This window comes from Thermoanaerobacterium sp. R66 (genome assembly GCF_028895185.1).
Lineage (GTDB): Bacteria > Bacillota > Thermoanaerobacteria > Thermoanaerobacterales > Thermoanaerobacteraceae > Thermoanaerobacterium.
This window is the reverse complement of the sequence record NZ_JAEUWW010000001.1, coordinates 1111416-1134162: the sequence shown is the minus strand read 5'-3', so window position 1 is coordinate 1134162 and position 22747 is coordinate 1111416. Positions and strand designations below refer to the sequence as shown.

Annotated in this window: 26 protein-coding genes; 22 read left to right on the top strand and 4 right to left on the bottom strand. The window is 33.2% G+C overall.

The window, feature by feature from the left end; all coding sequences use genetic code 11:
• The first annotated feature begins 6 nt into the window (after positions 1-6).
• From JJQ93_RS05665 to JJQ93_RS05610, 12 genes are all read left to right on the top strand, one after another.
• Positions 7-297: a PTS sugar transporter subunit IIB gene (locus JJQ93_RS05665; protein ID WP_274893031.1), complete on the top strand. Its 291-nt coding sequence runs from the start codon at positions 7-9 to the stop codon at positions 295-297.
• 23 nt (positions 298-320) lie between these two features.
• Positions 321-1586, top strand: coding sequence for a PTS galactitol transporter subunit IIC (locus tag JJQ93_RS05660; protein ID WP_274893030.1), 1266 nt, complete (start codon positions 321-323; stop codon positions 1584-1586).
• 102 nt (positions 1587-1688) lie between these two features.
• Positions 1689-2726 carry a galactitol-1-phosphate 5-dehydrogenase gene (locus tag JJQ93_RS05655; protein WP_274893029.1) on the top strand — a complete coding sequence of 346 codons (1038 nt, stop codon included), beginning with the start codon at positions 1689-1691 and terminating at the stop codon, positions 2724-2726.
• Positions 2727-2742: 16 nt separating this feature from the next.
• A complete protein-coding gene (locus JJQ93_RS05650) occupies positions 2743-3774 on the top strand; it encodes a zinc-binding dehydrogenase (protein ID WP_274894063.1) in 1032 nt (343 codons plus the stop codon).
• A 19-nt stretch (positions 3775-3793) separates the two neighbouring features.
• A complete protein-coding gene (locus tag JJQ93_RS05645; RefSeq protein ID WP_274893026.1) occupies positions 3794-4615 on the top strand; it encodes a transketolase in 822 nt (273 codons plus the stop codon).
• Complete coding sequence (locus tag JJQ93_RS05640) at positions 4615-5538, top strand: transketolase family protein (protein WP_274893025.1); 924 nt, start codon at positions 4615-4617, stop codon at positions 5536-5538. Before JJQ93_RS05645 ends, JJQ93_RS05640 begins: the two co-directional genes overlap by 1 nt.
• Positions 5539-5555: 17 nt before the next feature.
• The gene (fsa, locus tag JJQ93_RS05635) at positions 5556-6206 is read left to right on the top strand and encodes a fructose-6-phosphate aldolase (RefSeq protein ID WP_274893024.1); all 651 of its coding nucleotides are present in this window, start codon (positions 5556-5558) and stop codon (positions 6204-6206) included.
• Between the two features lie 12 nt (positions 6207-6218).
• A complete protein-coding gene (gene rpe, locus JJQ93_RS05630; protein WP_274893023.1) occupies positions 6219-6884 on the top strand; it encodes a ribulose-phosphate 3-epimerase in 666 nt (221 codons plus the stop codon).
• 8 nt (positions 6885-6892) lie between these two features.
• Entirely contained in the window at positions 6893-7342 is a 450-nt protein-coding gene (gene rpiB, locus JJQ93_RS05625) for a ribose 5-phosphate isomerase B (protein WP_274894062.1), read from the top strand.
• A gap of 16 nt (positions 7343-7358) precedes the next feature.
• Positions 7359-8015 carry a transaldolase family protein gene (locus JJQ93_RS05620; protein WP_274893022.1) on the top strand — a complete coding sequence of 219 codons (657 nt, stop codon included), beginning with the start codon at positions 7359-7361 and terminating at the stop codon, positions 8013-8015.
• Between the two features lie 21 nt (positions 8016-8036).
• Positions 8037-8711, top strand: coding sequence for a ribulose-phosphate 3-epimerase (gene rpe, locus JJQ93_RS05615; protein ID WP_274893021.1), 675 nt, complete (start codon positions 8037-8039; stop codon positions 8709-8711).
• Entirely contained in the window at positions 8708-8995 is a 288-nt protein-coding gene (locus tag JJQ93_RS05610; RefSeq protein ID WP_209453335.1) for a hypothetical protein, read from the top strand. Before rpe (JJQ93_RS05615) ends, JJQ93_RS05610 begins: the two co-directional genes overlap by 4 nt.
• Positions 8996-9100: 105 nt before the next feature.
• Here the strand turns inward: JJQ93_RS05610 and JJQ93_RS05605 are convergent, their stop codons facing one another.
• The 3 genes from JJQ93_RS05605 to JJQ93_RS05595 all read right to left on the bottom strand — a co-directional run bounded on the left by JJQ93_RS05605 (position 9101) and on the right by JJQ93_RS05595 (position 11482).
• Complete coding sequence (locus JJQ93_RS05605; RefSeq protein WP_274893020.1) at positions 9101-9430, bottom strand: nucleotidyltransferase domain-containing protein; 330 nt, start codon at positions 9428-9430, stop codon at positions 9101-9103.
• A gap of 73 nt (positions 9431-9503) precedes the next feature.
• A complete protein-coding gene (locus JJQ93_RS05600; RefSeq protein ID WP_274893019.1) occupies positions 9504-10346 on the bottom strand; it encodes an aldo/keto reductase in 843 nt (280 codons plus the stop codon).
• A gap of 50 nt (positions 10347-10396) precedes the next feature.
• Complete coding sequence (locus tag JJQ93_RS05595) at positions 10397-11482, bottom strand: GerAB/ArcD/ProY family transporter (RefSeq protein ID WP_274893018.1); 1086 nt, start codon at positions 11480-11482, stop codon at positions 10397-10399.
• Positions 11483-11623: 141 nt separating this feature from the next.
• Between JJQ93_RS05595 and JJQ93_RS05590 the strand changes: the two genes are divergently transcribed.
• The 9 genes from JJQ93_RS05590 (at position 11624) to JJQ93_RS05550 (ending at position 21058) form a co-directional block, all read left to right on the top strand.
• Entirely contained in the window at positions 11624-12196 is a 573-nt protein-coding gene (locus tag JJQ93_RS05590) for a GNAT family N-acetyltransferase (protein WP_274893017.1), read from the top strand.
• A 74-nt stretch (positions 12197-12270) separates the two neighbouring features.
• Positions 12271-13245 (top strand): hypothetical protein, encoded by a 975-nt coding sequence (locus tag JJQ93_RS05585; protein WP_274893016.1) that lies wholly within the window; start codon positions 12271-12273, stop codon positions 13243-13245.
• An 84-nt stretch (positions 13246-13329) separates the two neighbouring features.
• Positions 13330-14292, top strand: coding sequence for a DNA adenine methylase (locus tag JJQ93_RS05580; RefSeq protein WP_274893015.1), 963 nt, complete (start codon positions 13330-13332; stop codon positions 14290-14292).
• 26 nt (positions 14293-14318) lie between these two features.
• The gene (locus JJQ93_RS05575) at positions 14319-15242 is read left to right on the top strand and encodes a type II restriction endonuclease (protein ID WP_274893014.1); all 924 of its coding nucleotides are present in this window, start codon (positions 14319-14321) and stop codon (positions 15240-15242) included.
• Positions 15230-16027 (top strand): TRM11 family SAM-dependent methyltransferase, encoded by a 798-nt coding sequence (locus JJQ93_RS05570; RefSeq protein ID WP_085113308.1) that lies wholly within the window; start codon positions 15230-15232, stop codon positions 16025-16027. The genes JJQ93_RS05575 and JJQ93_RS05570 overlap by 13 nt, the downstream gene beginning before the upstream one ends.
• 70 nt (positions 16028-16097) lie before the next feature.
• Positions 16098-16658 (top strand): Uma2 family endonuclease, encoded by a 561-nt coding sequence (locus JJQ93_RS05565; protein WP_274893013.1) that lies wholly within the window; start codon positions 16098-16100, stop codon positions 16656-16658.
• A gap of 31 nt (positions 16659-16689) precedes the next feature.
• Complete coding sequence (locus JJQ93_RS05560) at positions 16690-18384, top strand: LytS/YhcK type 5TM receptor domain-containing protein (RefSeq protein WP_274893012.1); 1695 nt, start codon at positions 16690-16692, stop codon at positions 18382-18384.
• Positions 18356-19123 carry a LytR/AlgR family response regulator transcription factor gene (locus tag JJQ93_RS05555; RefSeq protein ID WP_274893011.1) on the top strand — a complete coding sequence of 256 codons (768 nt, stop codon included), beginning with the start codon at positions 18356-18358 and terminating at the stop codon, positions 19121-19123. The genes JJQ93_RS05560 and JJQ93_RS05555 overlap by 29 nt, the downstream gene beginning before the upstream one ends.
• Before the next feature lie 138 nt (positions 19124-19261).
• Positions 19262-21058 (top strand): carbon starvation CstA family protein, encoded by a 1797-nt coding sequence (locus JJQ93_RS05550; protein ID WP_274893010.1) that lies wholly within the window; start codon positions 19262-19264, stop codon positions 21056-21058.
• A gap of 40 nt (positions 21059-21098) precedes the next feature.
• Here the strand turns inward: JJQ93_RS05550 and JJQ93_RS05545 are convergent, their stop codons facing one another.
• Positions 21099-21587: a ferritin-like domain-containing protein gene (locus tag JJQ93_RS05545; protein WP_274893009.1), complete on the bottom strand. Its 489-nt coding sequence runs from the start codon at positions 21585-21587 to the stop codon at positions 21099-21101.
• Positions 21588-21788: 201 nt separating this feature from the next.
• Between JJQ93_RS05545 and JJQ93_RS05540 the strand changes: the two genes are divergently transcribed.
• On the top strand, positions 21789-22697 hold the full coding sequence (locus JJQ93_RS05540) for a DMT family transporter (RefSeq protein WP_274893008.1): 909 nt from the start codon (positions 21789-21791) through the stop codon (positions 22695-22697).
• Positions 22698-22747: the final 50 nt, after the last annotated feature.

Genomic DNA, 22747 nt, shown 5'->3' with positions numbered 1-22747 from the left:
TTTAAAATGGATTCAAAGAAAAAGACGGTTTTAGTCGCATGTGGAACTGGAATTGCTACATCGACAGTTGTCGCTGAAAGAGTTGAACAACTTATAAAAAATAATAAATTAAATGCACAAGTTGTTCAATGCAAGATAGCAGAAGTGGCATCAAAAGAAAAAGAAGCAGATTTGCTTGTTACTACTACAATTCTTCCAAAATCATTTTCGATTCCAGTGATAAAAGCCATGGCATATTTGACAGGTGTTAATACTGAGAAAATCGATAACGAAATAATTGAATTTCTCAAAAAATAAAAATTAAGAGGAGGATTTTTTATATGAAAACCTTATTGGCAGTTGTACAGTATATAATTAATTTAGGTCCGACTGTTATGCTTCCTATAGTTTTGACAATAATAGGTGTAGCTTTCGGTCAAGGTTTCAGAAAGGCTTTTAGATCAGGTCTTACAATAGGTATTGGCTTTGTAGGAATAAATCTTGTTATCGGTGTTTTAACAGGTAATCTCGGACCGGCAGCACAGGCAATGGTTCATAGGTTTGGACTTCATTTGACAATCATCGATGTTGGATGGCCAGCTGCAGCAGCAATAAGCTGGGCTTCACCAGTTGCTGCTTTTATTATCCCACTAGGAATACTTGTAAACCTTATAATGTTGGTAACTAAGACTACAAAAACTATGGATGTTGATATATGGAACTATTGGCATTTTACAGCAGCAGCTGCCAGCGTTTATGTGCTGACTGGAGGAAATTTTGTTTTAGCTGCTTTAGGTGCGATAATATACGAAATTGCTGTTATAAAAGTAGCTGATTGGACGGCTCCTATGGTTCATGAGTTTTACGGTTATGAGGGAATTTCATTACCAACTGGTTCTACAGCAGCTTATGGTCTTATAGGAATACCAATAAGCACTTTAATTGGAAAAATTCCTGGAATAAAAAATCTTAAAGCTGATCCAGATTCGATTCAAAAAAGATTTGGTATTTTCGGTGAACCGATGATGATGGGTCTCATCTTAGGAATTATCTTAGGCGTATTGGCTGGATACGATGTTGCTAAAATATTGCAAATAGGTGTTTCTATGGCTGCTGTGATGTTGTTGATGCCTAGAATGGTAAAAATACTAATGGAAGGTCTGATACCGATATCAGAGTCTGCCAAAGAATTTTTGCAAAAAAGATTTAAAAATGGTAATGACATTAATATAGGATTAGATGCCGCAATATCTGTAGGACATCCGTCAGTAATTGCTACAGCTTTAATACTTGTACCTATAACAATATTTTTAGCTGTCATATTGCCAGGAAATCATGTTTTACCTTTTGGTGATTTGGCGACAATTCCATTCTACGTAGCTTTTATAGTTGGTAGTAATAAAGGTAATATAATTCATTCAGTCATAACTGGTACAATAGTAATGGCTCTTGGATTATATATGGCTACAGACATGGCACCTTTCCACACAATGATGGCTCAACAAGCACACTTTGCAATTCCTAAGGGGACGTCTTTAGTATCAAGCTTGGATTTCGGAGGAAACTTCCTCAATTGGATAGTAGTAAAAATATTCCAGATATTTTAAAAAAGGGTGCTTTTTTAAAAGCACCCTAGATAAATTAATAAAATCCACTTATATAATATAGATATTAATATTAATTGTCAATATATATTAGGAGATGATTTAATGAAAGCAGGAGTTCTATTTGGTGTTAATGATATTAGATATACTGATTTTGCAAACCCAATATGTGGGGAGAATGACGTGATTATCAATGTAAAAGCATGTGGTATTTGCGGTTCTGATCCTCCAAGGATATTAAAAAATTGGAGATACAATTTACCAGCTATACCTGGACATGAGTTTTCTGGAATTGTTGTTGATAAAGGTGAAAAAGTGGGCAATTTTGAATTGGGTGATAAAGTTGTAGTTATACCATTTATACCATGTGGAAAGTGCGAAAATTGTTTAAAGGGGAAATATTCGCTTTGTAATAATAATGATATGCTTGGTTCTAAATCATATGGCGGATTTGCAGAGTATGCAAAAGTGCCGGCAACCAATGTATTAAAAATAAATGATATAGATTTTGAGAGTGCTGCAATGATAGAACCATTAGCCGTTGCGTTACATGGTGTTTTGGGAATAGAGCCTATTGTTGGTGATACTATTGCTATTATGGGTGCAGGAACATTAGGACAGTTAGTAATACAATGGTTAAAAGTTATGGGCATTGATGATATTATAGCTGTTGATATTTCTGATACGAAGTTAAAAGAAGCTAAAAATTTGGGGGCAACAATTTGTATCAATGCGAAAGAATATGATCCTGTAAAGGAGATATTAAATATTACATCCGGTTATGGTGTAGATATTGCTTTTGAATGTGCTGGTTCAAAAATTACTCAAGAGCAATGTTTGTTAGTTACTAAAAAAAGTGGGAAAGTTGCTTATTTAGGTATTGCATATTCTGATATTCATTTAAAAGAAAATTCCTTTGAAAGTATTTTTAGAAAAGAATTGACATTAAAAGGTTTTTGGAATTCATATTCTGCTCCATTTCCTGGCCAAGAATGGATCAAAAGTATAAAATATGTAGAAAATGGAAGTATAAATCTTATTCCTATGATATCACATCGGTTTAAGCTGTCACAAATCAAAGAAGCTTTTGATATGATTGCCGAAAGAAAAGAAGAATACAACAAAATAATGATAATTCCATAGAGGTAGGTGATAAGTGATGAAAGCATTATTAAAAAAAGATAACAGCAATGGCAATATGGAATTAGTAGATATTGATGAACCTAAAATAGATGATAATCAAGTCAAAATAAAAGTTGCATATTCAGGTATTTGTGGTTCTGATATTCATTCATATAAAGGTGAATACAAGAATCTAAGACCACCTGTAGTATTAGGACATGAATTTTCAGGAATTGTTGTTGATGTAGGAAATAATGTTAAAGGAATTAAAGTAGGTGACAAGGTAACAAGTGAAACAACTTATTATATATGTGGGAAATGTGAATATTGTAAAAGCTTAGATTATAATTTATGTCCTGACAGAAAAGGTGTTGGAACACAAGTTAACGGTAGTTTTGCGGAATATGTTGTAAATAGAGCAGAAAGCATTCATGTACTTCCTGAAAATGTAGATTTGCTTTCAGCTTCTATAACAGAGCCTTTAGCGTGCTGTGTGCATGCGGTATTAGAAAAAACAAATGTTGAACTTAGTGATATAGTTCTTATATTTGGACCTGGGTCAATGGGATTATTAACAGCTCAGATCGTAAAAGCAAGAGGAGCATATGTGATTTTAGCAGGTATGACAAAGGATAAAGATAGGCTAAAGTTAGCTGAGTCTTTAGGAGTAGATAAAACAGTTGATATTCAGAATGAAAATTTAGAAGAAATAATCATGGATTTAACAAATGGCTATGGCGTAGATAAAGTATTTGAATGTTCAGGTTCCATTAAGGCTACAAATTCAGGTCTTTCACTTTTAAAGAAAAAAGGTACATTGGTTCAGGTTGGTATATTTGCAAAATCAGTTAATGAACTTGATGAAGATAAAATAATACAAAAAGAAATTATATATGTTGGTTCAAGGAGTCAGAAACCAAGTTCGTGGGATAGAGCGTTGTATCTATTACAAACTGGCAAAGTAAATACAAAAGCAATAATAACTGACATATACGATCTAAAAGATTGGGAAAAAGGGTTTAACAAAGTTATGAATGGAGAAGGTATAAAAGTTGTTTTGAAACCATAATTTTTGAGAGGTGATAAGAGTGAATATAGCATTGCTAAAAGAAAAAGCAAAAGAAATAAGAAAAGATATAATTGAGATGCTGGCAGAGTCTGGTTCAGGTCATCCAGGAGGATCTCTATCCTGTACCGATATCCTTACAATATTATATTTTGAAAAAATGAATATTGATCCTAATAATCCAAAGTATGAAGATAGAGATAGATTAGTGTTATCAAAAGGTCATGCAGCTCCAGCACTATATGCAGTTTTAAGTGAAAGAGGATATTTTTCTAAAGAAGAGCTAAAAAAATTAAGGAAAATAAATTCGATGTTACAGGGACATCCTGACATGAAATCAACACCTGGACTGGACATGACAACAGGTTCATTAGGACAAGGTCTTTCTGCAGCGAATGGAATGGCACTTGCAGCTAAACTTGATAGAAAAGACTATAGAGTATATGTAATATTAGGCGATGGTGAAATAGAAGAAGGTCAAATATGGGAAGCTGCAATGACAGCCGCACATTATAAATTGGACAATTTAACAGCAATATTAGATAACAATGGTCTGCAGATTGATGGCAGAAACGAAGATGTAATGAATATACAACCGATTGATGAGAAATTTAAAGCATTTGGATGGAATGTAATTGAAGCAGATGGGCATAACTTTGAAGAACTGGATAAAGCATTGGAAGAAGCAAAAACAACTAAAGATAAACCTACAATAATAATTGCAAAAACCATAAAGGGAAAAGGAGTATCCTTCATGGAGAATCAAGTTGGTTGGCATGGTGTTGCACCAAAAAAAGAAGAAGCCGAGAAAGCTTTAGAAGAAATAGAAAGAGGTGAAGCTTGATGAATAAAGCAACTAGAGAAGCATATGGCGAAGCATTAGTTGAATTAAGTAAAATAAATAAGGATGTTGTAGTTTTAGATGCGGATTTATCCAAATCTACTAAAACTGCAGAATTTCAAAAAGTATCGCCGGAGAGATTTTTCAACATCGGCATAGCAGAAGCTGATATGATAGGAACAGCAGCAGGACTTGCTACATGCGGTAAGATTCCATTTGCAAGCACATTTGCAATTTTTGCAACAGGTAGAGCATATGAACAAATCAGAAATTCGGTAGCATATCCAAAGCTAAACGTAAAAATAGCAGCTACACATGCTGGAATAACTGTAGGAGAAGATGGTGCAACACACCAGTCAATAGAAGATATTTCATTGATGAGATCAATACCAAACATGGTGGTAATAAACCCTTCAGATGATATAGAAACTAAAAGTGCTATCTTAGCTGCAGCTGAATACAAAGGACCTGTATATATAAGACTTGGCAGAATGGCAGTTCCTACAATTCATGACGACAGCTACAAATTTCAGTTAGGTAAAGGCGAAGTAATAAAAAATGGAAAAGATATAACGATAATAGCTACCGGTATAACAGTATCCATGGCAATCGATGCTGCAGAAGAATTAAAAAAAGATGGAATAGATGCTGAAGTAATAAACATTCATACAATAAAACCAATAGATAAAGAATTGATAATTAGAACTGCACAGAAAACATGCAGAATAGTAACAGTAGAGGAGCACAGTATAATAGGAGGATTAGGATCTGCTGTATGCGAAGTTCTTTCGCAAGAGTATCCAACAAAAGTTAAAATGATAGGAATAAATGATGTATTCGGACAATCAGGTGAACCAAAAGAACTACTTGAACATTATGGAATATCAACTGCAAATATAATAAAGACTGCAAAATCATTAATTTAATATAGGAGGAATCAATTATGAAATTTTTCATTGATACGGCTAATGTTGATGAAATAAGAGAAGCCAATAAATTAGGTGTAATATCTGGTGTCACAACAAATCCTTCATTAATTGCAAAAGAAGGAAGAGATTTTATTGAGGTTGTTAAAGAAATAACGACAATAGTAGATGGCCCAATAAGTGCAGAAGTAATAAGCACTGACTCAGAAGGAATGATAAAAGAAGCAAGGGAGCTTGCAAAAATTCATAAAAATATTGTAATAAAAATACCTATGACAGCGGAAGGGTTAAAAGCAGTAAATACACTATCAAAAGAAGGAATAAAGACCAATGTTACACTGGTATTTTCAGCCACACAAGCACTTCTTGCTGCACGTGCAGGTGCAACTTATGTGAGCCCATTTGTAGGAAGATTAGATGACATAAGTACAGATGGAATATCATTGATATCTGAAATTGTCCAGATATTTAAAAATTATGGAATTAAAACAGAAATCATAGTAGCAAGCGTAAGAACACCAATGCATGTATTGAAAGCCGCAAAATTAGGAGCAGATATTGCCACGGTACCATGCAAAGTTATAATGCAAATGGTAAAGCATCCACTTACAGATATAGGTATAGAAAGATTCCTTAAAGATTGGGAGAACGCAAAATTAAAAATATGATAGGTGATAAAAATGAATCCAATAATAAACCCATCAATATTGTCTGCGAATTTCTGTAATATAGAAAAAGATATTAAAACTCTTGAAAAGAACTCCATAACATCGATACACATCGATGTTATGGATGGTAACTTTGTGCCTAATATAGCATTTGGAATTGATCAAATAAGGGCAATTAGAGAAATAACAGAAATGAAATTTGACATGCATTTAATGATAAATGATCCAGATAAATTTATTGAAAGGTTTGTAGATGCAGGAGCTGATAATATAACAGTGCATGCGGAATCATGTCCTCATCTTTACAGAACGATAGAACTTATAAAGAAATACGGTGTTAGTGCTGGCATTGCTTTAAATCCTGCGACACCTTTAGAAGCATTACGTTATCTATATAAATTAATAGATAAGGTACTGATTATGACAGTGGAACCGGGATTTGGCGGGCAAAACTTTATAGAAGAAATGAAAAACAAGCTAAAAGATCTTGTGACAATTAAAGAAAAATATAACTATAATTTCTCGATCCAGGTGGACGGTGGAATAAACAAAGATAACGTAGAAGAGATAGTAAAATTGGGTGTTACAGATGTAGTTATGGGTTCATCAATATTTAAGAATAATGAAATAGAAAAAAATCTAAGAGAAATATATAGCGCATTAAAAGGGGAAGGATGATATATATGATAATATCATTAGGCTGTGATCATGGAGGGTACGAACTAAAGGAGATAATAAAGAAGCATTTAGAAGAGAAAAATATAGAATATAAAGATTTTGGCACATACTCAGAAGAATCTGTAGATTACCCTGAATATGCACTAAAAGTAGCAGAGAGTATAAGAAATAGAGAAAGTGACTTAGGCATATTATGTTGTGGCACAGGCATAGGAATATCAATTGCTGCAAATAAGGTTCCAGGAATAAGAGCTGCTGTGGTAGGAGATGTATTTTCAGCAAGAGCTTGCAAAGAACACAACAATGCAAACATAATATGCCTTGGAGGAAGGGTAACAGGTCCAGGACTTGCTTTAATGATAGTAGATGAATGGCTTAATGCCAAATTTAGTGGTGGAAGGCATCAAAGAAGAATAGATAAGATAACTGAAATTGAAAAGAAGTATAGTATAAAATAGTTTGGAGGAATTATAGTTGGATCTATTTTTAGATACAGCGGACATTGAGCAAATAAAACAGGGCTTTGATATCGGGATATTAACAGGTGTAACGACAAATCCATCTATACTTTTAAAATGTGGAAAATCGAGAAGCGATACTATAAAAGCTATATTAGAAAACAGTAATGGGTTATTATTTGTGCAAACCGTATCAGATAAATATAGAGATATTATGATTGAAGTAAGAGAATTATTAAGCTTTGATAGCAAAAGAATTGGAATAAAAATACCTGTGACTCCTGATGGCATTAAAGCGATTCAAGAACTTAAGAAGAGTTCTGTAAAGACTCTTGCAACAGCAGTATTTAATACAAGTCAAGCAATTATTTCTGCTATTGCAGGAGCTGATTATATTGCTCCGTATATAAATAGAATGGAGCAAAATGGAATAGATGCTATTGAGACAATAAGAGAAATAAGAAATATATATGAAATGAATTGCATTGAGACAAAAATATTGGCTGCAAGCTTTAGAAATGTAGAACAAATAATTCGTACTATTAAAGCAGGTGCGCATTCTGTTACAATTTCATACGAACTTTTTTGTGATATGTTCAACAATTACTTAACTGATAAAAGCATAAAAAAATTTGCTGAAGATTGGATGGCTCTCAATGAAAGATTAAAATAAAACAATAAAGGATTGATATTGATGATAAGATTTGCTGCATCGATAATGTGTGCAAATCAACTTGAACTAAAAAATGAATTAAAAAGATTAGAAGATGCGCATATTGATATGCTTCATTGTGATGTTATGGATGGGGTTTTTGTAAATAATTTAGCTATGGGACCCTATGTTATAGAAAGAATAAAAAAATTTACAAAAATTCCGCTTGATATACACTTAGCGACTGTAGAACCTGAGAAATATATCAAGATGTTTTTGCCTCTAAAACCTGAATTTATTTCTTTTCATGCGGAAACTACAAAAGAATATTATAAACTGGTAAGATTAATCAAAGATGAAGGCATAAAAGCATCTATAGCGATAAGTCCTGATACACCGATTGAAGTTATAAAGAATATATTAAAAGATTTAGATATGGTGCTTATGATGACAGTTAATCCAGGTTTTAGCGGTCAAAGTTTTAAACCATATGTTGTTGAAAAAATCAAAAGGGTAAAAGAAATTTGTTCTAATGAAAATATAAATCCTCTGATTGAAGTTGACGGCAGTATAAATGAAAAAACAATTCCAAAAGTTGTTGAAGCGGGTGCGAATGTATTAGTTTTAGGAACATCATCATTGTTTAATGATAATATTGTAAACTATTCGAATTATATAGAAAAAATCAAGAATAGTTTACAAGAGGTGTTTATATGATAAAGTATATGGAAGCCGACCTGTTTTGCTTACACTGCGATAAAAATACTAACCATGTGATTTACTACAATGGCGATGAAAAAATAATTAGAATAAGATGTCAAGATTGTAAGACCGAGATAGAGCTAAAAGATGACTTTATATCAAGAAATAAAAACATTGGGTTATTAGAGAAATCATTCAAAATAACAGAAGAATTGATAAGCGAATTAAATAAATTTTTATTTTCAATACCAATCAAAATCCTAAAATCACCAAGTGATTTTATAAATAAAAAGAATTGAAATGTGTGCTGATTACGGCTATGATAGCCGTTTTTTATTGGACTTCTCCAACCTTTTCCGAAAAAATATCTTTTTTTAATTTATCCCATATTCCATCATCATAAATTACAATACCCTTTTCAATTGCTTCCACAGAAATAGGATTTTTTTAAAATACAGCAATTTAAATTCATTGGTGTTATAGCCCTTTGGTTCAATTGCATCAAAAACATGATCGTATAATAGTTTCATCCTTTCCTTATAATTACCAGGTATTTTATCAGATATTAATATTACATCAATATCACTACTATCGTTAAAATCTCCTCTGGCAACTGAACCGATTATAATAGCACACATAGGATGTAAAACATCGCTAATAATTTCCGAGTATTTCTTGCCAATATCTATAAGATTATTCCTTTTCTGCTCCCTTATTATCATTGCTGCATTCATTAATATACTCCTCCACATAATTTAGAATAAACCTCCAACCACCCTTGGCAGCAATGTGTGGTTGGAGGTCTTTTTATGCATGAAATATAGGTGTAACGCCTTTAGCGATTTCTTTTAGATGATTGATTTCATCATCTGTGATTTCTCTAAAGTTTTCTGCCACTTCCAGTGCCAATGGGAAATACGATTCATCGCCAGGAGGTATAGCAGCGGTTATTGGCTGTGACAATGTAAATCTCAATGCTAATTTTGCGATTTCTTTATCCTCAATTGGCATATACCATGTTTTTGGATGTGATGTATCGTATTGAGATTTTGTCGTAAATGCCATTGCTTTTATTGCAAGCCTGCCTATATTTTTTGAAATTGCTTTTTCAATAACTTGAGGTCCAAAGTTGCCATTAAAATAATTCACGAAATTCACAGGAAACAATATTGCATCGAAGTCAAAGGCATCCATAAGCTTTAAAGCAATATCGACAGAATGTGCAGAAAATCCTGTATATCTTATCTTTCCATCTTTTTTAGCTTTGTCTAAAAGCTCTAATACTCCTCCAGGACTTATAGCTTTATTGTAATCATCATCTGTCTTCATTTCATGCAATTGATATAAATCAAAATAGTCAGTTTTTAGCCTTTTAAAAGATTCTGTCATTTCCTTTAAAGCACTTTCTTCTGTGCGACCGTCGGTTTTACATGCCAAGAATATTTTTTCTCTTTTGCCGACCAAAGCATTTCCAAGTTTAATCTCTGCATCGCCATAGCTTGGTGACACATCAAAGTAGTTTATTCCTTGATCTATAGCGTAAGATACCAAGTCATTAGCTTTGCTTTGCTCCATATTCATGACCAGTATACCGCCAAATCCTATTATTGAAAGTTCTTCGCCGGTATTTCCTAAAACTCGTTTAATCATTTACACCACCCCTTAAGGCTATGATATAACATAAAGGTGGCAAAATCAAGTTAAGAATGAAGTTTATGCCTTTTTAGAAAATAAATTATCAATAAAAGAATAGGTATTATTATTTGCAATGGAATATGAACGTAAAGGGCCATTATAGGAAGCTCTATGGGTACTTGAACAAAATACGATTCTGCTGTGACAATTGACAAGGCATATATGATTGCACCAATGGGTATAAGCAAAAATTTATATTCTTTAATCTCAAAAACGGATTGACATGCTTTTAAACCGGCAAAGGCAAAAATGATTATCTTGATTAAATTGCCTATTATCATAAGGGCTATGTATAAAGAATCCAAATTTCTAAAAAAGCCTAATGTAATAAGTCGCGTTACAGTGTAAAATGGGAAATTTACTCTGGATGCTTCTTTGACGCCTATCGCAGATATCATGTTTATATCATTGAATGCAAGTAAAATTCCAGTAATCAAATAAACAAGAGAAGAGTACTTGAATAAATCTTTTCCGCATTTTAATTCTGGAAATACCATCATAAAGGCGAACATCTCGCCAAAAGGAAAAGTAAGTATTCGTGGGTATGCTGCTTTTAATATAGGCATTATTCCACCTGCAAATACCGGAAAGATCTTGCTGAAGCTATAACCTGGTATGGTAAAAGCAAAGATAAAAACTACTGATACTAAGGATAGAAAAAAAGGCAGCAACATGCTGGCTACTTTTAATGTTACGCTTATGTCAAACAACAAGAAATATATTGTTACAATTATCAAGAATATAGCTATAAATTTAATAGGTGATAAAGGGAAAATACTGCCTGTGCTTAGCTCTAAATAATCCCTTGTGACGCGAGCTGCCATGTAAAAAAAGTAAAACATGTAGATTATTGATATCATTTTTCCAATGATCTTTCCAAAGCTTATTTTCAATATTTCAGTTAGATTGACCTTGTATGTGTTGTATAAAAAGATATACAAATACAAAAGCGGTATGGCTGAGATCATTGCCAGCAAAACCGCTATCCATGAATCTTGCTTTGCTGATATTCCATGTGCAAATAAAATAGTATTTCCTATTTCAAATAAAAACATGGTTGAAAAAAGTTCCTTAATCGTTACGCTTTTCATACACAACATCCCCACATCCATACAAGTGTCACTATTAGTTTTAAATCTTAAATATAATTTATGCGGGTTTGATGAAAGTAAATTTCTTGACACGTTTAACCTACAGGAATAAAATTGTTTTAACATTTAATGTGAGGTGAGATGAAATTGTATTATAAGAAATTAATAGGAGAAAAATGTTATCTATCGCCGATGAATGTGGATGACTATGAGAAATATGTAGAGTGGATTAATGACATGGAAGTTGCAGCGGGAATGATTTTCGCATCACAGATCGTTACTAAAGAAAGAGAAAAAGAACTCGTGGAAGGCCTTTCTAAAGATTACAATTTTGCCATAGTAGATATTAAGAGAGATGAGCTTATAGGCAATATCGGATTTCCTAAAATAGATTATATAAATGGAGTTGCTGAAGTAGGATTATTTATTGGCAATAAAGAATATTGGAGCAAAGGTTATGGTCAAGATGCGCTTAAACTGGCACTTGATTTTGGATTCAATATCCTCAATATGCACAATATTTATTTAAGAGTTTACTCTTACAATAAACCGGCCATATCTTGCTACAAAAAAGTTGGCTTCAAGGAGGCAGGAAGGATAAGAGGAGCGAAAAAAATTGCAGGTGAAAGGTATGATGAAATAATCATGGACATTTTGGAAGACGAATATGAATCAGTCTATATCAAAAAAATCGTAAGCCAAAAAAATTTTTAAAACGCATATAAGATTTTTAAACTTTCCCTATATTATAAATGAAACCGAAAATAAAATATAGGGAGAGGATATAGATGTTAGGGATAGATTATATATACGAAAATTTAGATAGCCTTTCTGGAAGCGAGATAAAACTTCTGTTATTTCTGCTAAAGTACGCTGATAAATTTCCAGTACACATAACGACAGATGAATTTCAAAACGGCAAACTTGACGATGCTAAAAAGAGGTTAGACAATGGTACAGGACTATCAGCCGGTGCGATTTCGGAGACAATCAAAAAATTAATCGACAAAAAGCTCGTTGTATGCTTTATTGATAACACAGACTTAGGCAGGATAAAAAAGTACTACATGATTTCAAAAAATGAAAGTGACAAAAATGTGACGTATGCTTATGACAAAGAAACATGCCAATATTTTACATACGAGGATTGGCTTAAATCACTTAATTTAAATGGGCTTTCAGAAAGTGAAACCACATCACAGTTTAGTAAACGTGAGGGTGGATCATCATTTTCTGAAACCATTGAAAAATCACCAGTTTCAAAAAGTGACGACATATATACAATGAGTAATAATATATATAAATCATATCAATCAGATAGATGGATTGATAAAAATGATATGATAGATCGATCTATCAATTATGAGGATTTTTCTACGGTAAAAAAATTTGAAACGGAGAAGCAAAGCACATCAAAAAATGTTAAGCTTAAAGGCGATACGTCAGTACCGAACGCCTTGATAAATACCATTAAAAGCAAATACGATCTTAGTGACGACGATGTGAAGATCTGCCTTTCTAGGATGAAAGGAAAAGAAATAAAGTATCCAGCAAAATTTTTAGAGAAAGTGGCGGAAAACTACGTTAAAGAAAAAGAACTGTTTTCACAAATAGAAAGCGCACAACAGCCGAAACGTGATTATGAAGTACCGCGAAACTACTTCAACTCATATCCACAGAGAAAGTACAATATCGAAGAACTTGAGAGATACCTTTTGACTGGTAGAGCCAGCGATGACCACGTATTTCCATCTTTTACGTAGGTGGATGCTGAAATTGTTTATACAAAATGATTTATGATATAATATAGAAGACATGAAGAATGAACGATTGGATGGGATTTTACAATGAATGAACAAGTTTTGATAAATGGTTTTGAAGATAAAAAATATTCAAAAATTAGCGCAAAACCTTTTTTAAAATGGGCTGGAGGCAAAACTCAACTTTTAAATGAGCTAAATAGCAGATTGCCATTACAAATAATGCAGAAACACGAGATAGAAAGTTATATTGAACCTTTTGTAGGTGGAGGAGCCTTTTTCTTTTTTTTAAAAAATAATTATAACGTAAAAGAAACTTTTTTGATAGATTCGAATAAAGAGTTAATTGTAGGATATAAAGCCATACAAAATAATGTAGAAGATTTAATATTCGAATTAGAAGATATCGAAAGTAGATATTTAAAATTATCAGATGAGGAAAGAAAAGAATTTTATTACAATGTTAGAGAAGAGTATAACACTCAAAAAGATACATTTAATTATTTTATGTATAATTCTGACTGGATAAAAAGAGCTTCTTACTTGATTTTTTTAAACAAGACATGTTTTAATGGTTTATATAGATTAAACAAAAATGGAGATTTTAATGTACCATTTGGCAAATATAGTAAACCTAAAATCTGTGATAAAGAAAATTTATATGAGGTTAATAAAGCATTAATAAATACGGAGATTATATGTGCAGATTTTGAAGAATCGAAAAAGTTTATAAAGAAAAGCAGCCTTGTATACCTCGATCCGCCATATCGCCCACTAAGTTCGACTTCTAATTTTACATCATACAATGAATTGGGATTTGATGATGGCGATCAAGTTAGGTTGTCTGAGTACTTTAAAGAGATGGATAAAAAAGGAGCTTATTTAATATTAAGCAATTCAGATCCTAAAAACATTGATAAAGATGATGATTTTTTTGATAAATTGTATGAAGAATTTATTATAGAGAGAGTCAGCGCAAAAAGATACATTAATAGCAAAGGTAATGGGCGGGGGCCAATTAATGAACTTATAATTAGAAATTATAGATAAACTGGAATTAAATGAGGGGGCATAGTATGGATTCAATCTATTTTGATTTTTTAAGAATGGAAAATTTAGAAGAAGTCATAGAAGAATTTCACAATACATTAGTTGATACAAATAGAAACTACAAATTTTTTGTGGATTGGGAGAAAGTAAAAAGACACGTTGATAAGTATAAGATTGAATTTAATATTCTAAACACATTGATTGGAAATAAACAATTTGATGACGATTTAAGGAGAATTTTGTTAAGTTATCCTCAAGTCATTTCTACTATCCCGATTTTATTAGCAATACGAGAACAAAAGCTGACAGTTATTGATGATTTTAATGATGAACGTTTTAACATAGTTCATTATGATTTTAATAAAAAGACGTTAACAAATAAAGATATTGAAAATATTGTTGAGTTCTTTGAAAAAACTGGTTTAAAGAGATTTTTCCTTGAATTATCTTCAAGAAGTGTACAAGATTACGTCTTAGGTGTCGAAGTTGGCATGGATACCAATGCACGTAAGAATAGAAGTGGAGATGCTATGGAATTGATGTTAAAGCCGATGATTGAAAAAATAGCATCTAAAGGAAAAAGTTCTTTTGATATATTGTTTCAAAAAAAGTTTCAGTACTTAGAAAATAATTATAATATACGTGTAAATTCTTCAATTAAGAACAGAAAAGCTGATTTTATCATAATAAAAGATGGAAATAAAGTTATAAATGTAGAAGTCAATTTTTATTCAGGGACAGGCTCAAAACCTCAAGAAATAGTTGATTCATATATAGAAAGGCAAAATGAGCTGAAAGAAAATGGCTTTGAATTCATCTGGATAACTGATGGGGTTGGCTGGAGAGGTCAAAAAAATCAATTGCATAAAGGTTTTGAACGAGTTAATTACCTATTAAATCTATATTTTGTTCGGAAAGGTTTGTTGGAGGAAATTTTATGGAAAATATAAATTTCAAAAAAGAAATAACAACTGTTTGGTCATTTCCAGAAAGAGGAGATTGGGCAACACATAATGGAAAATACAGAGGAAATTTTGCACCGCAGGTTCCAAGAAATGTAATACTTCGCTATTCAAAAGAAAACGATGTTGTTTTAGATCCCATGGTTGGAAGTGGTACTACTTTGGTAGAGGCAAAATTACTAAATAGGAAGGGTATCGGCTTTGATATCAATCCTGATGCGGTGAAAATAGCAAAGCGAAACATTGATTTTGGTGATATTAAAGGAAATAAATACAAGTTTGAACCTGCTGTAGAAGTAGGAGATATTAGAGACCTTAAAAAAATCGATGACGGCAGTATTGATTTAGTTGTAACGCATCCTCCATATCTAAATATTATAAAATATTCAAACGGTGATATAGATGGTGATTTATCAAACATTTCAGGAGTAAAGAAGTTTTTAAATGAGTTGGAAAAAGGTGTTTTAGAGCTTTTCAGGGTTTTAAAAAATAATGGGTATTGTGCGATATTGATAGGCGATACAAGAAAAAGCGGCCATTATGTTCCGCTGGCTTTTTATGTGATGCAACTTTTTCTAAAAAATGGCTTTATATTGAAGGAAGATATTATAAAAGTACAACATAATTGTAAATCAACACCATATTGGGAAAGTCAGGTGGAAAAATATAATTTTTATTTAATAATGCATGAGCATTTATTTGTATTTAGGAAGCCTGAAGATGGAGAAGACTTAAGTAGAGTAAAATATAGCATGTGGCAAGGAAGCATATAGCAGTAATGGCATTATAAATTTGTATTACGTCATTTATGATTATGATATAATCAAAATAGGTGATGTAGATATGAGTAAAATAATAAAAAATAATTATACAGAAGAAGATTATGAAAACTGGCCGGAAGATGAAAGAGTTGAATTGATTGATGGACAGATATATGTGATGGCTCCACCATTAAGGGTACATCAAGAAGTTTCAATGCAATTGTCAGTTTTAATATATAATTATATTGCTTCAAATGGGGGAAAATGCAAAGTTTATTCTGCGCCCTTTGACGTCCGGCTAAAAGATAAAAATAATAAGGTAAGCAGAGTACAACCTGATATATCTATTGTATGTGATGAGAAAAAGTTAAATGATAAAGGATGTGATGGCGCTCCGGATATGATAATAGAGATAGCCTCACCATCTTCTTTGTCAAGAGATTACGTTGTAAAAGTGAATTTATATCAAAGCTCTGGTGTAAAAGAATACTGGATTGTGAATCCACATAAAAAAAGCATTATAGTTTTTAAAATGAATCAGAATGATGAATACAGTGAGGTAGATCAATACAGCTTTGATGATACTGTTAAAGTCGGCATATTTGAAGATTTAAAGATAGATTTTAAAAACATATTGATGTAAAAATTAATTAGACGCAATTGGAGATGAAATCATGTTAAACCTGCTTATTTTGTTGGCCGAAAGATTCAGCATGATAGGACTTTTGGCTTTTATCTTGTCAAAAGCAAACTTCTTTAAAAAGGTTATAAGCAATAATGTAAGTTATAAAGACCTATCTATACTGATAGCCATATTCAGCTTGATAGGCATCATAGGAACGTATGTAGGGATTCCTATAAATGGTGCTATTGCCAATTCAAGAGTTGTAGGACCTATGATAGCGGGCCTTTTGGGTGGACCTTTTATTGGGCTTATTGTGGGGTTTATAGCTGGGTTTCACAGATTTTTAATAGGCGGATTTACAGCTTTAGCTTGTGGAATATCGACAACAACGGAAGGGCTTATAGGCGGCATCATAAAGAAATACTACAAAAATACTGTCGATTGGAAAGTAGCATTTTTAGCAGGCATAATTGGTGAGACACTGCAGATGATACTGATCCTTGCCATATCAAGGCCTTTTGCCAGTGCGCTATCGCTGGTAAAAGTGATTGGCGTACCTATGATATTGGTCAATTCAACTGGGATTGCTGTGTTTATGTTGATCATCAAATCAGTATTTGATGAGATTGACACGATACAGTCAAAACAAGCCAAGATAATCCTTGATATTACGTCTAAGACAATACCATATATTAGAAACGGATTAAACATTGAGACGGCGAGAATTGTTTCTGAGATCATATATGAGGCGATTGATGCGGATGCTGTCGCCATAACCGATATGAAGACGATTTTGGCCTCTGTAGGATTAGATGATGCGGATGAAAAATGCCATATATTTAAAAAGTCTGAGATAAATGCGTTTAGATTTAAAAAGGTTTATGTAGAAAACAGCAAAAAAGGCCTGTGCCTTTTATCGTCTGTGACAGCGCCATTGTACTGCTACGATGAATTAGTAGGTACGCTCAAGATTTTTCGAAAGAATAAGTTTGTAAACAGCACAGATATAGAAGTCGCAAAAGGACTAAGCAATTTGATTTCGAACCAGCTTGAAATCGCTGATGCTGAAAATCAGAAAAGGATTGCCGACGAGATGAAGTTTAATGCACTGCAGTCGCAGATAAATCCTCATTTTCTGTTTAATGCGCTGAATACTGTCATTTCATTTATACAGTACAATCCCGATGGTGCCAGTAGGCTTCTTATAACATTGAGCGAATATTTGAGAAACAATCTAAGACATGCTGGAAAGTGGATAACTGTAGGCAAGGAAATCGAAAATATTGACGACTATTTGTTTATCGAAAAGGCCCGCTTTGGAGAAAAGATAAATGTGGTCAAGGACATTGACAATGATATTTTAAATATGTACATTCCGGCTCTGTTGATACAGCCTATTGTGGAAAATGCTGTGAAACATGGCATTCTGCCGAAAGACGATGGCGGCACTGTAATAATAAGGGCCAAAAACAATAAGAATTTTATCAGGTTTTCAGTGGAAGACGACGGAGAGGGAATGGACAACCAGATGCGCTTGAAGATCTTAAACGGTGAGTCAGGAAACAATGCAGGCATAGGTCTTCACAATGTGTACGAAAGGGTTAAAAGCATATATAAAGGTGCCTTTTTTAAGATAGATAGCAAAAAAGGATACGGCACGAAAGTTTCGTTTGATTTTCCAAAATTTTATGAAGAAAGGAAGGAGGAAGCTTTTGGTGGTTTTAAAGTCTCTAATAGTAGATGATGAAATTCCTGCAATAGAAGGATTAAAGCATCTTTTAGAAGATTATAAAAATACTTTGGAAGTCGTAGGGACAGCTACAAACGGCACAGAGGCATTTGAGAAGATCATAAGTTTAAAGCCTGATGTGGTTTTTTTAGATATAGATATACCAAAGATAAATGGCATAAATGTTGCAAGCAACATATCATCGCTTGAGAAGGTGCCATTGGTTATATTTGTGACGGCATACGACAGCTATGCAGTAGAAGCTTTTGAAATAGGTGCTGTTGACTATCTTTTAAAACCCATAAACCCATGCAGATTAAGTAAGACAATCAATAAAATAGCCGGAATGATAGATAAACCGGATCAGTGGGAAAGCTATATAGACAACGAGGCGAAGTTCTTTGAAAGACAATTTAATAAGTTGCCTGTTGAAAAATTTGGTAGGATAAGGCTTATAGATTTTGACGAAATCGTGTATGCGGAGGCGATGGAAGGCAAGGTGATGGTTAAGACAAAAAACGACATCTTTGAATACAACGATACCATGAAGAATTTAGAGAGCCGCCTTAAAGAGCCGTTATTTTTAAGGGTGCAGAAAAGCTTCATAGTCAATTTGAATAACGTTGTAGAGATATTGCCATGGTTTAAAGGGACTTATTGGCTTACAATGAATGATGATAAAAAGACAAAAATATCCGTCAGCAAAAGCAAGATAAAAGAACTTAAAACGATATTAGGCCTTAGCAGAAATTAAAAATGTAAACATTTCTCTTTGAGAACGTATATTTCTTTTTATCCCTTTATCGTTTACTTTCATGGAATAATCGATGAATTTTATTTACCTTTATTTTATACTCCTTATAGAATCAAAAATATAAGGAGGTCTTAATTTATGAGCGCAATAGTATTAGTTGTTGCTGCTGCATGTATATTTGCATTGGCATACCGTTTTTATGGCGCTTTTATAGCATCAAAGGTTTTGGTTTTAGATGAAGCGAGAAAGACTCCTGCTTATGAATTGGAAAATGGTTACGACTATGTACCTACAAATAAATGGGTACTTTTTGGTCATCATTTTGCGGCCATAGCGGGGGCAGGCCCACTGGTAGGTCCAGTTCTTGCTGCACAGTTTGGTTACTTGCCAGGCACACTTTGGATATTGATAGGTGCTGTTTTGGCAGGTGCAGTGCATGACATGGTCATATTGTTTGCATCTGTGCGGCATGAGGGCAAATCACTGGCTGAGATTGCAAAATCAGAAGTAGGCAAATTTTCAGGTTTTGCTGCAACGATGGCTGTGATATTCATTTTGCTTATTACCGTCGCAGGACTTGCAATCGTTGTCGTGAATTCTCTATTCAATAGTTCTTGGGGTACTTTTACTGTAGGTGCTACAATACCAATCGCGCTGTTTATGGCCATTTACATGAGATGGATAAGACCTAATAAAGTATCTGAAGCTACCATAATAGGTGTGACGCTAATGATACTGTCAGTTGTATCCGGTCCCGCAATCCAGCATTCAGCATTGGCACCATATCTTACATTCAATCAGCACCAGATGACGATTATCATAGCTATATACGGACTTGTAGCTGCAGTTTTGCCAGTATGGCTGCTTTTGACACCAAGGGATTATTTAAGCACGTATATGAAAATCGGCGTTATAACATTATTAGCCATAGGAGTTATATTTGTAAACCCATTGATAAGAATGCCTTTGACTACGAAATTCATTCATGGTGGTGGACCTATAATACCAGGCAAGGTATGGCCTTATGTGTTTATAACTATTGCATGTGGTGCACTGTCTGGGTTCCATTCTCTCATAGCGACAGGTACGACGCCTAAGATGATTAAAAGCGAAAAAGATATTTTGCCTATAGGATATGGGGCGATGCTTGTTGAAGGTTTTGTATCTATAATGGCTCTTATTGCTGCTACCAGCTTGCATCCAGGAGATTATTTTGCCATAAATGTACCGCCACAGATTTTTGCCCATCTTGGGATGAATACTGTTGATCTTCCTGCACTTTCAAAAGCTGTTGGTGAGACTTTGGCAGGAAGGACTGGCGGAGCGGTTACTTTAGGCGTAGGTATGTCTTACATTTTTTCATCGATACCAGGCTTTAAAGAATTGATGTCATATCTATACCATTTCTCAATACTATTTGAGGCTTTGTTTATACTGACGACAGTCGATGCAGGCACAAGAATCGGAAGATATGTTTTGCAAGAAGCTGGCGGTTATATATATAAGCCATTGAGAAATAAAAACTGGTGGCCAGGCATCATAATCACAAGCGTTGTATTTACTGCAGCATGGGGATATTTAGTTTACAATGGCAGCATATCTACCATATGGCCTTTATTTGGTACGTCAAATCAGCTATTAGCGTCGATTGCATTAGCGATTGGAACGACAATGCTTTTAAAGAGAGGAAAGGCAAAGTACATTGCCATAACAGCAGTGCCTTTTGCATTCATGATCGTTACGACAGTTACAGCGGCATATCTAAATATCGTGACGAATTATTTGCCATCAGGCAATACAGTTTTAATAGTTTTCTCGATAATAATTTTGCTGTTAGCTGTTTCGATAAGCATTGACTGTGTGACGAAATGGATCAAGATATACAGAGAAATGCATTCGCAAAATGTAGCTGCAAATTTTGAAACATCTAATTAAGAGGCATTAATAAGGACAGGTGAGAGCCTGTCCTTATGTATTAATATTCTTCTTTTCTTACTCCAAATTCGGCAGACTCAACCCATTCATAAGAATGATTCAACAGTGTTATTATATCTTCGATTATCTCATAATGCTCTTCTTCCTGCTTTATAAGGTATTTAAAGATTTCCCTTTCTTTTTCGTCATTGGAGCTGTTTAAGAGATTTTCATAGAGGTCTATACTTTCTTTTTCTTTATTTAAAATGAGCCTATATCCTTCAATCTGCCCTGGTATGTCTTTAATATCCGTTTTAAAATCTTTTGCACTGAAAAATATATTTTTAACATTTTCTAGATTCCTATCATCTTTTAATTCAAATGCAATTTCATTCATTTTGTTTTTCAGTATTTTTGCATGAGTCATTTCATCTTTTGCCATCTCTTTAAATACATTGTAAAGTTCATTGTCTTTATTCAATTCGGCTTGATCATTATAGTACTGTGCACCATCAAGTTCCATATTTATAGCATATTCCAACAGATTCATAAAATCATCTCCATTATCAATAAATAATAATTTTCTTCTAATAATATTATAACATTATTTGCTAATTAATCAAAGAGGAAAATGAAAATATTTGAGTTTTTTATATCTTATGAAAGATAAATTTTGAATCCTAACGACAATCTTGACACAGGGTATATAATAAATATGATGTTGTAAAATTTACATAAGAAGGTGTCAAGATTGAATAGAGGTTATATTTACCTTATCATAACTGTGCTTTTTTTCAGCACTTACGAGGTGGTAGGAAGAATGCTGACAGGCATTGTAAATCCACTTCAGATAAATTTCATCAGGTTTTTTATAGGCGGACTCATATTGCTGCCTGTTGCCATAAAAAATATTAAAAGCAAAAATTTACGTATCGCATTTAAAGATTTTTGGTTATTAGTGTTGATAGGGCTTACTAATGTGGTGTTTAGCATGTCATTTTTGCAGATAGGGATAAACATGACATCCGCCAGCCTTTCTGCTGTAATATTTAGCTCAAATCCTCTTTTTGTAATGATCACTGCTTCAATTCTGTTAAACGAAGAATTAAATCGTACCAAGATTTATGGTTTGATATTTGGTGTAATAGGTTTAGTTATAGTATTTTATAAACAATTGATTTCTGGCGGAAACCATATTACTGGAATTGTATTTCTCGTTTTATCGTCAATCATGTATGGTGTATACACAGTGTTGGGAAAGAAATTTACTGTTAAGTACGACAGCGTCGTAATGAATTCGCTATCTTTCATAATAGGAAGTTTGCTTCTTATCCCTTTGCTTTTGTACAACAAATATCCTGTTTTTAACTTGCCACTAAAGGCTATTCCTCAGATGTTGTATTTAACGGTATTTGTTACAGGCATTGCATATTACACTTATTTCTTAGGTTTATCCAATGTAAATACTGGTGTAGGATCTATGGTTTTCTTTGCAAAGCCAATATTGGCTAGCATAATTGCAGCAATATTTTTATCGGAAAAGATCACAATCCAGCTTGTAATTGGCACAATCGTAATACTTATAGGTATATTGATTGTGCAAAAAGACAATATAACTATATTTAGCAATAAAAATGCAGATGAAGAGATAACGAATTAAAATGTTATTTCGTATTTGCGATCAGTATGAATAATGGAATTTTACAATAA